We start from the raw sequence: 13,456 nt of genomic DNA on the forward strand, positions 1-13,456 counted from the left end.
GAGAGTCAGGTTATGCCTGGCTCTTTTTCTGTTTTACTTAAACATAGCAGAACCTTAATATTCCTGTATTATACAGTATACATGTAAGTTTTAATTTTGTAAGATTAAAATTTCAGAATATGAAAAACGTATTTCTCACAGGTCTTTTTCTTGTATGTACCCAATTTTATTATTCCCAATCTTTCGATAAACAAGCCCATCGTGGAGGAAAATCTCTATATCCCGAAAATACGATTCCGGCAATGAAAAATGCCTTAAAAATGGACATTACGACATTAGAAATGGATTTGGCTATTACAAAGGATAAACAGGTAATTCTTTCCCATGATGCTTTTCTTTCGCCTGAATTAATAACAAAACCAGAAGGAACTTATATTCCGAAAGACTCCGGTTTTTACTATAAAATTTATGAAATGCCTTATGCAAAGATTCAAACATTTGATGTTGGGATGAAAAAGCTTAATAATTATCCTGATCAGAAGAAGATGAAAGCTCAAAAGCCTCTTTTTTCTGAAGTAATAGATGCATGCGAAGCTTATTCCCGTGCATTGAAAAGACCTTTGCCTTTTTATAATATTGAAACGAAAACACGTCCTTTCTCGGATAATATCTTCCATCCGGAACCGAAAGAATTTGTAGATCTGATGATGAAGATTATTGTTGAGAAAAAGATTCAGGATCGGGTAATTATTCAGTCTTTTGATCCCAGAACGCTGGAGATTATTCATAAAGAATATCCTACAATTATGACTGCATTATTGGTAGAAAAGGTTGATAATAAAAAGTTGGCTCAGCAGCAGGCTTATTTTAAAAATATACCCACAGAGAAATTCAAACTGTATCCTGACCATCTGAATGGGGTAGCAGGAGATATGAAGTTTCTAAGCTTTACTCCAACTATATATAGCCCAGATCATACTCTTGTTACTCCACAACTTGTGCAAGAATGTCATGCATTGGGTATGAAAGTAATCCCATGGACTGTTAATACAAAAGAAAGGCTACAGGAATTAAAAAGCATGGGAATAGATGGAGTGATCAGTGATGATCCTAGAATATTTCAATAGTTTTTTTACATTTTATTTAAAAAAATAGCCGAAAGAAAAATCTTCCGGCTATTTTATCAATGCAGAAAACTGCATCTGGAGTTAAAAAATTGGTTTATTTTTATTAGAACTTATAGTTCACACCTAACTGGAAAACTCTGTTATTGTTTTCAGCAGCAGGTCTGCTCTTATCAATCTTTGTCAAGCTATTTACATATCTTGCGTTGATACCGATGTTAGAAGTAATATCATACCCTAAACCAAGACCTAAACCAAAGTTGAATTTGTTAATCTGGTCTTTATCAATATCCTCAGAGTGAGAGCTTGTAGTGGTAGTGGTAATACCTCCTGTAGTACTTGCTACAGTAGCTTCACCTTTATTCTTCCCGTTAATGAAATAACTGAATTCAGGTCCAGCTTCAATGTAGAACTTTTCTGTAGGTCTCATCTGAACCATTAACGGAACAGAGATATAGTTCATTGTTAATTTATCCTGTAATTTAGTTTTTACATTAGTTGTACCGTTATCAGTTTCTAAAGAAGAGATCACGTCTCTTGAACCCATTTGGTTATACAATACCTCAGGTTGGAAGCTAAAGTGCTTAGAGATTGGAATATTCACAAAAGCACCCGCATGAAAACCTAATTTCTGGCTGTTCATACCAAATTGTTGTTGGCTGAAATAAGCAGAGTTCCCTCCAGCTTTAACACCAAATCTTATAGGTTGAGCGTCTTTTTTAAGAGGAGATGTATTGGTTGTTGTCGTTTCTTGTGCAAAGGCTAATGTACCAGCTGTTAAAGCCAGTCCTAAAAATAACTTCTTCATAATTTTATTTTTTAATTTTACTGTTTACTACTTAAAATGATTTTTCAATCACTTGCCATTTATTTTGCAAAATGCTTGCCAAACTCAAAAAACCATGATTAACAAAGGTTTTGCAGTAGTTTTTGTAAGTAAAAAAATAACTATTTCCTCTTGTTGTTTCTAAAATATATCAACATATATGGAATTTTTATGATAAAATTTATGTTAAATTCAGTTCATTTAGTAATAATTTCTTAATGAATGTAATGATTGAATTTATTAGAGCAATCTTTTTAAATTCTTTATTTTTTTAAACAATTCAAGAAAAAATAATAAAAATATCTAAGAATACACCCCAAATAAAAATGCCAGACTATAAAATAGTCCGACATTGATTTAAAGAAGAACAAATAGTTCTATTTGAACTTATAGGCTACTCCAACCTGAATAGCATTATTTCTAGATTTATTATCATTTTCTGAGATGTCATTCTTTAATAAACTTGTAAGGCCTGCAGTAAATCTTGCAGTCACTCCAAAGCTTTGAGTGAAGTAATATCCGGCACCAATTCCTACTCCAAAATTGAATTTGTTATAAAGATCCTTTGGTATTTTATTGGAAAAACTATCAGAATATGTATTTGTTTGGTTTCCCATTGATTCTGTAACAGTGAAATCTCCTTTTGATTTTCCGCCAAGCAATAATCCGAACTCAGGACCAGCTTCTACATAAAGCTGAGGAAGAATATTATACTGAACCATCACAGGAAGAACTAAATAATTGAAGTTTGTTGTATAAGTAGATGTTCTTCTGTATCTATAACCATTTGATCCAAAATTAAGATAATCCTCAGTTTTTGATCCTAGCTGACTGAAAAGAAGTTCTGGCTGAACACTGAATTTCTCAGCTACAGGAATATTTACAAATATACCTGCATTAAAACCGGGCTTCAGTTTCTCATTGTTATCATAATTATAACTGTCGTTGCTAGTAACAGTGGAAGCATTGAATCCTGCTTTAACACCAAATGTAATAGGAGAAGATGACTTAACTTTTTCCTGCGCATTTACAAAAAGGCATCCAGCGAATGCCAACCCCATAAAGAGTTTTTTCATGATTTTTAAGTTTTAATTTAATTTCCAGAATTGAAGCAAAACTTTCGCCAAATAAAGGAAACTGACAAAAATCATATTAAAGCGAAAAAGTCAGATTTAACAAGTAAACCTGACTTTTTCTATTGAAATCAAAATGTATTCTATTTATTGAGATTAATCCTAATCTATTATCTTTCCTTACAAGTGCAATCTATTAAAATGCCTTTGTTTATTATTGGTTTTTTAATGAGTCAAATACAATTCATTATTACCAAATAGAAACTATAGATATAAATATTCTGAATTAGGATATAATCAGTAGATACTACGCAAATTTCTTGCCAAAAATATTTGCTGAAAATTTTATATAAAAAAACCGGATTAAATACATAATCCGGTCTTTATAATTTGTTAAGTGTAAGCTTAGAATTTGTAAGCTAAACCAACTTGGAACGCTCCATTTTTGTTAGAGTCTGAACCACTAGGTCTGTCTTTTGCGATGTCTGTTAAACCTGCAACATATCTTACGTTAACTCCGATGTTAGGAGTGAAGTAGTAACCTGCTCCAAGACCAAGTCCGAAATCAAAAGTTTTAGTTGCGTCTTTAATATCTACAGAATTAGATTGGTATTTTGCTTTAGCACTTACCAAGAAGCTGAATTGAGGACCTGCTTCTAAGTATAGGTTAGGAAGTGCATTGTACTGGAACATTACCGGTACAGCAATATAATCAAGATTAGCTTTTACATCACTATTAGATTTTGCTTTTGCTCCCATTCCGCTGTATAATACCTCCGGTTGAACAGAGAAATCCTGTGCTACTGGAATGTTAGCGAATACACCACCATAAAATCCAGCTTTTGAATTCCAACCGCTTTCAGTAAGGCTAGAAACGTTAAGACCAGCTTTTAAACCAAATCTAACTGGAGATGAAGCAGCTGTATTACTAGAAGTTTTTTGTGCAAAAGTGAAAGTACCTGCTACTAATGCTAGGCCTAAAAAAATCTTTTTCATAAGTTTATATTTAATAGTTTTTAAGTTTTATTTAACATTTTGTTTATAATCAAACGGCGTGCCAAAAAATATAATACTTGATTTTATTAATGTATTTATTCACATATGTGAATGTATATGAATGATTTGTCTGTTTTGTGTTGTATTCGTTTTTATTATTTCTTAAAAAAATAATAGGTATTTCTTTAACATTTTTTAAGTTTTAAAATAAAAAAGACCAGATTAAAAATAATCTGATCTTTCTTATTGAATATAAAATTTGTTAGTGAATGTATGAAGCTTATTTAAATTTATAAGCTAATCCTACTTGGAATACATTATTTCTGACTGCATCAGATCCGCTAGGTCTGTTTTTAGCAATGTCTGTTAAACCTGCAACATATCTAGCTGTAATTCCTAAGTTTGGAGTGAAATAGTATCCTGCACCAAGACCAATTCCAAAGTTGAATGTATTGAAGTTGTCTTTGTAATTATCTGATGTAGAAGAATCTCCATTAGATTCATTTTTCAATTTATTTTTAGCGCTTACCATGAAACCGAATTCTGGACCAGCCTCTAAGTAAAGGTTTGGAAGAGCATTATACTGGAACATTACCGGTACTGCAATATAATCTAGCTTTGTAGAAGCTGAATATTTTGTTCCCAATGCTGTAAAGTCTGATTTGTTACCATACTGTGAGTATAATACCTCCGGTTGAACACTAAATGAAGCGGCTACCGGAATGTTAGCAAATACACCTGCATTGAAACCGATTTTAGATTTTTGGTCATCTAAACCACTATCTTTTGAAAGTGAAGAAACGTTCATTCCTCCTTTTACCCCAAATGTTACAGGATTAGAAGAAGGTGTTTGTTGAGCGAACGCTAATGTTCCTGCAGTTACTGCTAATCCTAAAATTAACTTTTTCATAACTTTAATTTTTTAATTTTACTCTTTCTTAATTTTAAATTTTACTACTTGTTCACATTTCTGTGGAACGCAGAGTATCTTTCAAATTGCTTGCCAAAAATGTTTTTCGCTCTTAAAATAAATAAAAAAAGCACTAGATATGTAAGGTGTTTTATTTTTAATTACTTGATTAACAGTATTTTGAAAAATTAAATAAACATTTGTTTAGAAGATATCTAAATTGACAATTTTGTCAAAAATATTCCTAAAAAGCTGATAAAATTAATAGTAAAGTATTTGGTATCGTTGAATTTTTATAAAATTAATGGCTTTAAAGAGGGTAGACTTTAGTTCTTTTGGCTCATATTTTAAAACAGTACCCAATTAAATAGATTCTATTTGCTGTCATTGCATGACTATAATTTCTGTAAAAGAGCTTTGCTAGGCCTTATCTATCTCATTTTCTTTATTAATTTTGTATTCTTTATACAATTATAATCTGATACTCTTACCAAACGACTCATTGAGTTTTGTAAGAACTCATTAACTACTATACCATGAAAAAATGTACCCTGCTGCTGTTATTTCTTTTATTTGAAAACAATTTCCAAGCTCAGGTGGGAATCAATACAACAATACCTAATCCATCTTCAGTACTGGAGGTTGCTGGGTCTAACAAAGGTCTTTTAATCCCTAGAATCGCACTGACGGGGAGTTCAGATACTGTTACAGTACCATTACCGGCTAATTCTTTAATGATCTACAACACAGCTGCTGTTAGCGATGTTCTTCCTGGTTATTATTATTGGAGCACAACTGCAGGCCGATGGACCAAAGTACTGGATGATCTGAGGCCTATTGTGATGACGGGATGGAGCCTCACCGGAAATTCGGGTATGGTCAACGGAGTTAATTTTATAGGAACGTCTGATAATGTAGATGTTATTTTTAAAAGGAATAATATTGTATCAGGTGTATTAAATACAACGAATACGATCTTTGGGGTCAACAGTTTAACAGCTAATACAATAGGATTGAACAATACTGCGGTAGGAACGAATAATTTAATTTCCAATACTACAGGAAGTATGAATACAGCCATAGGATCAGACGTGTTGAGCAGCAATAAAACAGGGATACAAAATACAGGTTATGGGTACCGGGCTTTATATTCGAATCTGGATGGAAATAATAATGTTGCCAACGGCTATTTCTCACTCTTTTCCGCTAAAAGTACGATAGGCAACGTTGGAATTGGGGCAAGTTCACTTCGTGAGCTTATCTCCGGAGATGACAATATAGGAATAGGAGGAGATGCTTTCCGGATGCTTCCCGGCGGAAGGGGAAACACTGCTATTGGCGGATCTGCAGGATATAATGTGAATACGGTGAATAATTATAACACTTTCATAGGTTTCCGTGCTGGTGCAGGTCTTGTTTCCGGGAAATCAAATACGATTATCGGAGCCAATGTAAGCGGACTGTCTGCCTCGCTTTCCAATAACATTATCATTGCCGATGGTGATGGAAACAGGAGAATTAATATTGACCAGAACGGAAATATTGGTATTGGGACGAATACTCCAAAATTCCCGTTGGATATTAGATTAAAGACCACAACATGGCCTCTGGCAGCAACAAGTCTTACCTATTACGGGATAAGTCCCGATTCAGGCTCTTTTGACGGAACATTGACTACTTATTCTAATTACACTAATGATATCGGTACTTTCAATACCAATACATCTATTTATGCAGATGGTAATATTATTTCAGTAGGTAAATTGAGTGTGGCACAAACTTCTCTTTTTTCAGATAAAAGAATCAAAAATATCATAAGTAAGTCAGACAGTGGAAAGGATTTAATCACCTTAAGAAAACTCAGTATTACCAATTATCGTATGAAGGATAAGGCATTATATGGTAACCAGGAATTTAAAAAGGTAATTGCGCAGGAGGTGGAAGCTGTATATCCGCAGGCAGTCAGTAAAAGTGGTGTGAAGACTTTTATTCCCAATATCTATCAGCTGGCAAAACAAAATGGTGCTGTTTTTACTTTTGAAAAACCTGTTGCTATTGCTAAAGAAGATAAATTTCTTAAAATCTATGATGAAACTGGAGAAATCATATTGGAAATACAGGGCAGTACACCTAACAGTATTACAGTAAATCTGGCTGGTAAAAGACTTAATGGGAAGCTATTTGTTTACGGAACTGAGGTGTCCGATTTAAGAACTGTAGATTATGATGCCTTATCTATGCTGAATATCTCTGCAACTCAGGAATTGGCTAAGAAAATAGAGGTCTTAGAAAATGAAAATGAGGCTTTAAAGAAATTAAATATAGAAATGCAGCGTACACAAACTATTTTTGAAGAACGTTTAAAACACTTAGAATCTTCCATTGTACAATAGAAATACTTCTTTCAGAATTAAAATTAATGAAACCCCACCTATTGAGTAAGTGGGGTTTGTTTTTTATAATATCTTTTTAATAATCAAGTTCTTTTGAAGAACTCATTATGCGTCATTTAATTTTCTATAAAAATGAATGGAATCAATGATATTCTTTTGATTGCATTGGTGATCATAGGTGCATGAACCAATACTTGAAAGTAAAGAGAAATTGATTTTGCTGTCTATATTCTTTTTATCATTTAAAAGTAGAGCCGTAATATCTTCATCTTTGAAATCACTGATATCTAAATAAGGATAATAACGCTGAATATTTTCAATAATAGCCTTTGAATCTTCTTCTGAAATAAGGTTTTCAAGAAAAGCAAGATGGGCTTCTGAAATCATTCCCATAGCAACAGCTTCTCCGTGTAGGATAGGGTTTCCTTGTTGTAAACATAAGCTTTCCACAGCATGTCCAATAGTATGTCCAAAGTTCAATGTTTTTCTGATATTGCTTTCATGGAAGTCTTTTTCAACTACTTCCTGCTTGATATCCATTGAGGTCTGAATATGTGGTGTTACCGCTTCCACATCAAGTTTATGAATTTGAATTAGTTGATTCCAATGTGCTTTATCGGCAATAAGTCCGTGTTTCAGCATTTCTGCAAATCCGCTTCTTAGTTCTTTAAAAGGCAGGGTTTCCAAAAATTTAGGATAAATAAAAATCTGTTCCGGGAAAGCAAATGTTCCCACCATATTTTTATAATGCATTAAATCGATCCCTGTTTTTCCACCAATGGAGGCATCACACATGGATAAAAGGGTAGTAGGGATATTGATAAACTGTATTCCTCTTTTATAGGTAGAAGCTACAAAACCGCCCATATCTGTAATCACTCCGCCTCCTAAATTAATAATCAATGCTTTTCTGTCTGCCTGCATCTCTGTAAGAATTTCCCAAAGTTGGTTGGCAGTCTGAATATTTTTCATTTCTTCTCCCGCTTCGATCTCAAGAATCTCAAAACCAAGATCTGTTTCCATATTTCCTAAAAGGATAGGAAGGCAGTATTCATGGGTGTTTTCATCCACCAAGATAAAGATTTTACTGAATGTTTTTTCGTGAAGAAGTTCGTTTAGCTGAGAAAAATTATCGTTTAATATTGTTATCATCTTAGATTGTATATAAAGTTAAAAACGTAAACTATATTGCAAAGTTATGATTCTTAATTTTTAACTCGTAACTAAATTACTATCTTTGCAGAAATTTTTAGAATGAGCAGAGATAATAATAATTCAGACAGACCAAAGAGACCAAGAATTTCAACCAAGAAAAGTTCTGATGATTCTCGTGCTTCCAGATCTGGAAATTCTTCAGGATCAAAACCTTTTAAAAAACCTTTCTCTAAAGATGGAGGAAAAAAAGGTCCAGAACATTCAGGATCCAACTCAAGATTTGAAAAGAAACCATTCAAGAAAAATAACGAAAGCTTTGATGGCTCTAGTGATAATTCTGAATCAAAATCTGAAAATAGAGCTTATATCACGAATAAAAGTGAGAGCTATGCGAAAAAATCTTTTGGAAAACCTAAAAGAGGTGCAAAAAGTTTCGATACGAGAGATAAGTACGAAAGAGGTAGCCTAAAATATGGAAGAAGACCATCTAATGGTGATGAAAGAAATGAAGATAGAGCAAGATCTTTTGTACAGAAAAGAAGACTGAACAAGATTGAAAAAGATGTTCATAAAGACAGCATCCGTCTTAATAAGTATATTGCTAATTCCGGAATCTGTAGCAGGAGAGAGGCCGATGAGCTTATCACTCAAGGCTTAGTAGAGGTAAACGGAAAGGTAGTAGATGAAATGGGATACCAGGTACAGAAAACGGACAGAGTAGTTTTTGACGGACAAAATATCACTCCGGAAAAACCTGTTTATGTACTTTTGAACAAGCCAAAAGGGTATATTTCAACAACAAAAGATGACAAGGCAAGAAAAACCGTAATGGATCTTGTAGCTAATGCTTCTCCTTACAGACTTTTCCCTGTTGGAAGACTGGATCGTTCTACAACGGGTGTGATTTTGTTGACTAATGATGGGCACATGACCAAAAAACTGACGCATCCTTCTTTTGATGCTAAGAAGATTTATCATGTAACTTTAGACAAGAAACTGACTAATGAAGATCTACGTCTTATTGTAGAAGGTATTCGTCTTGATGAAGGAGTGGCTACTGTTGATCAGATTTCATACATTGAAGGGAAACCTAAAAATGAGATCGGAATTGAAATCCATATCGGATGGAACCGTGTGATCAGAAGAATTTTCCAAAGATTAGGATATGAGGTAGAAAGCTTGGATAGAGTAATGTTTGCTGGAATGACGAAGAAGAACATCAAGAGAGGACACTGGAGAATCCTTACAGAACTGGAAGTAAATAACCTTAAGATGCTTTAAAAAGATCTTTTAAGTTATAAAAAAATAAAAATCGCAGAATTTTCTTCTGCGATTTTTTTTGTTATAATAGGTTTTAAAATAAATGTCTCAAATTTGAGACATTTGTCGTAGTTTTGTGGTATTTAAAAAATATGAATACTCAGCAAAAAATTATTGAAACTGCGATATCTGTTTTAAATGAGAATTTTTCTGCAACATTTGAGGATATTGCATTGCATTGTGGCATTAACAGAAGAACGATTCATCGGTATTTTAAAAACCGTAATGAATTATTAGAAGCATGTAATAGGAATATGATGGAGGCATGGGAGCTTGCAGCTATTAAGGCCTGTAAAAGTTCCGAAGATCCTTTGGTACAACTTGAACATTTATTATACGAAGGAATTGACAGTGGAACAAAGTATGCTTTTCTAATGAAACTGAATGATGATGTTCAATCATTTTCAACACCTTACAAAAGTGAGCAAAGTGAATCCTATTTTAAAATAAGAAATCAATTATTTAAGGCCATTCAGGAATTACAAAAAGAGAAAGTGATAGATAATCAGTTTCCGTTACCCTGGATAAAAATTCTTTTTACCAGTATAATTTCTGCAACGATTACAGCATTCAGATCCGGAGATATTGCTCATAATAGCGTAAAGAAACTAGCTTGGCAGTCATTCAGCAGAAGTATTGGAATCCAATTAAATAATAGAAAAAAATGATACACTCCTTTTTAATGATAGGTCAGTCAAATATGGCTGGTCGCGGCTTTGTTAAAGAAGTTCCACCCATCTTTGATGAGCATATTAAGATGCAAAGAAATGGATTATGGCAAATCATGTCTGAGCCTATTAATTTTGATCGTCCCAGTGCCGGAGTCGGACTTTCGGCTTCATTTGCAGCTTCATGGAGGATCGATAATCCGGAAGGCGAAATAGGATTGATACCCTGTGCTGATGGAGGAACCAGCCTTGATGATTGGGCTGTAGGTGGTTCTTTATTTGAAAATGCAATATCACAGGCCAGGCTTGCACAACGAACAAGTCAGCTTTCAGGTATTTTATGGCATCAGGGTGAAAGTGACAGTACTCCGGAAAGAGCTGGAAAATATTGTGAAAAATTTTATAAAATTATTGAAGCATTCCGTAAGGAATTAAATGTTCCGGAAGTTCCTGTTGTTATAGGAGGTTTAGGAGATTTCTTATCTAGTGGAATCTTTGGGAAATATTTTGAGTCTTACCCCTTAATTAATAAGGCATTGGAAAGTTTTGCCAGTACACATGCAAACTGTTACTTTGTTACAGCGAGAGGACTTACGGCTAATGCTGATGGTATTCATTTTAATGCCCTGTCCCAAAGAATATTAGGAGTTAGATATTATACAGCTTTTCGTGACCTAATACATATTTCTGATCCTCTTAATGATGAAGAGGATATATTGACAGCAATCTATAATCGCGATTATACCAAAACAGAAAAAATAAAACTGCTTGAACACGAATTTGCAGTTGGAAATATTGAAATTAAGGATTATCTGACAGAATTAGCCATAGTGGGTAAGGAGTAAAATATGACAAAAGCCATATAATAACATCAAAAACAAAACAACAGCACCAAAATGATACTGTTGTTTTGTTTTTGAGACATGTTGATTTATACTATTTTATCCCAGTATTGTTACTCCTTTTTCTATCATTTCATAAATGGCATCTCTACCGTTATCAGGTCTTACATTTACGGCACGTGTTCCGTTAAAGTGAAGACATGTCACATATCCGTTGGCTACCGCATCCTGGCAAGTAAACTTCACGCAATAGTCCATCGCTAATCCAACAATTTCTAACAGTTGAATATCATGGTATTTCAAGAAATCATCTAATCCTGTTTTCATAAAGTGATTATTGTCCTGAAAACCGCTATAGCTGTCTATTTCAATATTTTTTCCTTTTTGTATGATGTGAGTTACCTTATCCTGATTTAGATCTTTGTGGAATTCTGCTCCAAAAGTTCCCTGAATACAGTGATCTGGCCACATAAACTGAGGAACACCATTAAGAATAATGTTTTCACCCACTTTTTTACCATTGCTGCTGGCAAAGCTTTTATGCCCTACAGGATGCCAATCCTGTGTCAAAATAACCTGATCATATTCATTCTCCTCCATCAAAAGATTGATGTACGGGATAATCTCATTAGCTCCAGGAACTGCAAGTGCTCCGCCTTCACAAAAATCATTCTGTACATCGACTATTATTAATGCTTTTTTCATATTTAGATTTCTCGAATTTTTGATAAATTTACAAAACTAACAGACAAAAATTTGTCCAAAATTGAATTTTCGGACAAATCGGCAAAATATTTTTTTTAACTCATAAAAAAGCCGTAGAAATTTAAAAAGTTAAACTTTGTTGATAGAGTATTTTATTTCGAAGGGTAAACCAAATATCAATAGCTTATCTTTGCAGTAAATAAATATTTTTATGTCATTTGAGTCTTTAGGATTATCACACAATATTATTCGTTCTGTTAACAAATTGGGTTATTTAAAGCCATTTCCAATTCAGGAGCAAGCTGTTCCTGTTATTTTGCAAGGAAAAGACCTAATGGGGATTGCACAGACAGGTTCCGGAAAAACGGCTTGTTTTGTGATGCCTATTTTAGAAAAATTACAGAATTTGGAGGCTAAAAAAGGCCGTAATATTCAGGTTTTAATATTGGTTCCTACCCGTGAATTAGCAATTCAGATTGATGAAGTTTTTAGAGCTTTCACAGAAAATTTGAAGCGTGAGATCCGTACAATGGCAGTTTATGGTGGTGTTTCTATCAATCCACAGATGAAAGGAATGTTTGGTGTGGAAGTGCTTATAGCAACTCCGGGCCGTTTATTAGACTTAATTGATCATAATGCATTAAGTATTTCAGAAATTCAGCATTTGGTGATTGATGAAGCAGATAAAATGTTTCAGCTAGGTTTTGGCGAAGAAATGAATAAGCTTTTCGCTATGATGCCTGTGGTGAAACAAACCACTTTATTTTCAGCGACTTTAAATGATAAAGTTTCTGAAATGAAAGAACGTTTATCCATTAATCCTACAATTATTGAGATTAAAAAAGAGGAGGTTGAAATTGATAATATCGAGCAATTGGCATATCATGTTTCTCCGGAAAATAAAGGTCCTTTCTTACGTTATTTAATTAAAGAAAAGAAAGTTGAAAAAGCTTTGATTTTTGTTTCCTCTACAAGATCAGCAGATAATTTGGTTGAGAAACTTAAAAAGAATAAAATTAAGGCAGTGGCTATTCACAGTCAGAAGTCACAAGGTGCCCGTAGAAATAATTTAGAAGAATTTAAAGTAAACGGAGCCCAGATTCTAGTCGCGACAGACTTAATTGGCCGTGGAATTCATATCGAGTCTCTGCCATGCGTTATCAATTACGAATTACCGCGTTCGCCTTTAGATTATATTCACCGTATTGGTAGAACGGGCCGTGCCAATGAAAAAGGAACTGCTATTAATATTCTAACAGATGATGAATTACAACATTTCAGAGTAATTCAGAAGAAAATGGGTAAAAAAGTACCTTTACAAAGAACGGAGGGAATTGATTTGCATGGATATTAGTCCATCAATTAAAATAATAAGAGCTTCAATTTTAATGAATTGGAGCTTTTTTTATGCAGTGAAAGTATTTTCCTTTGTACAATTAACGCTTTCTTCATTTTAAATTCTTGAATTTTTGATAAATTTACACAGATTACGATAAAAAAATGC

General features: G+C 33.6%; 12 protein-coding genes. 6 read left to right on the top strand and 6 right to left on the bottom strand.

From position 1 onward, the window contains the following. Positions 1 to 119: 119 nt before the first annotated feature. On the top strand, positions 120 to 1,067 hold the full coding sequence (locus tag C1638_RS00165; protein WP_109617111.1) for a glycerophosphodiester phosphodiesterase family protein: 948 nt from the start codon (positions 120 to 122) through the stop codon (positions 1,065 to 1,067). Between the two features lie 103 nt (positions 1,068 to 1,170). On the opposite strand, the gene C1638_RS00170 is transcribed toward C1638_RS00165, so the two are convergent. The 4 genes from C1638_RS00170 to C1638_RS00185 form a co-directional block, all read right to left on the bottom strand. Next, on the bottom strand, positions 1,171 to 1,872 hold the full coding sequence (locus C1638_RS00170) for a porin family protein (protein ID WP_109617113.1): 702 nt from the start codon (positions 1,870 to 1,872) through the stop codon (positions 1,171 to 1,173). Positions 1,873 to 2,267: 395 nt separating this feature from the next. Further along, positions 2,268 to 2,966, bottom strand: coding sequence for a porin family protein (locus tag C1638_RS00175; protein ID WP_109617115.1), 699 nt, complete (start codon positions 2,964 to 2,966; stop codon positions 2,268 to 2,270). Positions 2,967 to 3,368: 402 nt separating this feature from the next. Continuing rightward, positions 3,369 to 3,959 (bottom strand): porin family protein, encoded by a 591-nt coding sequence (locus C1638_RS00180; protein WP_109617116.1) that lies wholly within the window; start codon positions 3,957 to 3,959, stop codon positions 3,369 to 3,371. Between the two features lie 280 nt (positions 3,960 to 4,239). Further along, a complete protein-coding gene (locus C1638_RS00185) occupies positions 4,240 to 4,869 on the bottom strand; it encodes a porin family protein (protein ID WP_109617118.1) in 630 nt (209 codons plus the stop codon). Positions 4,870 to 5,405: 536 nt separating this feature from the next. Between C1638_RS00185 and C1638_RS00190 the strand changes: the two genes are divergently transcribed. After that, positions 5,406 to 7,262: a tail fiber domain-containing protein gene (locus C1638_RS00190; protein ID WP_109617120.1), complete on the top strand. Its 1,857-nt coding sequence runs from the start codon at positions 5,406 to 5,408 to the stop codon at positions 7,260 to 7,262. A 105-nt stretch (positions 7,263 to 7,367) separates the two neighbouring features. On the opposite strand, the gene aroB is transcribed toward C1638_RS00190, so the two are convergent. Beyond that, positions 7,368 to 8,414 carry a 3-dehydroquinate synthase gene (aroB, locus tag C1638_RS00195; protein WP_109617122.1) on the bottom strand — a complete coding sequence of 349 codons (1,047 nt, stop codon included), beginning with the start codon at positions 8,412 to 8,414 and terminating at the stop codon, positions 7,368 to 7,370. Positions 8,415 to 8,516: 102 nt separating this feature from the next. On the opposite strand from aroB, the gene C1638_RS00200 reads away from it, so the two are divergent. The 3 genes from C1638_RS00200 to C1638_RS00210 all read left to right on the top strand — a co-directional run bounded on the left by C1638_RS00200 (position 8,517) and on the right by C1638_RS00210 (position 11,250). Then, a complete protein-coding gene (locus C1638_RS00200; protein ID WP_109617124.1) occupies positions 8,517 to 9,698 on the top strand; it encodes a pseudouridine synthase in 1,182 nt (393 codons plus the stop codon). A gap of 131 nt (positions 9,699 to 9,829) precedes the next feature. Continuing rightward, positions 9,830 to 10,405, top strand: a complete 576-nt coding sequence (locus C1638_RS00205; RefSeq protein ID WP_109617126.1) for a TetR/AcrR family transcriptional regulator — start codon at positions 9,830 to 9,832, stop codon at positions 10,403 to 10,405. Beyond that, the gene (locus C1638_RS00210) at positions 10,402 to 11,250 is read left to right on the top strand and encodes a sialate O-acetylesterase (RefSeq protein WP_109617128.1); all 849 of its coding nucleotides are present in this window, start codon (positions 10,402 to 10,404) and stop codon (positions 11,248 to 11,250) included. Before C1638_RS00205 ends, C1638_RS00210 begins: the two co-directional genes overlap by 4 nt. A gap of 96 nt (positions 11,251 to 11,346) precedes the next feature. Here C1638_RS00210 and pncA read toward each other — a convergent pair whose 3' ends face one another. Next, positions 11,347 to 11,952 carry a bifunctional nicotinamidase/pyrazinamidase gene (gene pncA, locus C1638_RS00215; protein ID WP_109617129.1) on the bottom strand — a complete coding sequence of 202 codons (606 nt, stop codon included), beginning with the start codon at positions 11,950 to 11,952 and terminating at the stop codon, positions 11,347 to 11,349. Between the two features lie 211 nt (positions 11,953 to 12,163). On the opposite strand from pncA, the gene C1638_RS00220 reads away from it, so the two are divergent. Beyond that, positions 12,164 to 13,306 carry a DEAD/DEAH box helicase gene (locus C1638_RS00220; RefSeq protein WP_109617132.1) on the top strand — a complete coding sequence of 381 codons (1,143 nt, stop codon included), beginning with the start codon at positions 12,164 to 12,166 and terminating at the stop codon, positions 13,304 to 13,306. Positions 13,307 to 13,456: the final 150 nt, after the last annotated feature.

The organism is Chryseobacterium oncorhynchi (genome assembly GCF_002899895.1).
Classification (GTDB): Bacteria; Bacteroidota; Bacteroidia; order Flavobacteriales; family Weeksellaceae; genus Chryseobacterium; species Chryseobacterium oncorhynchi.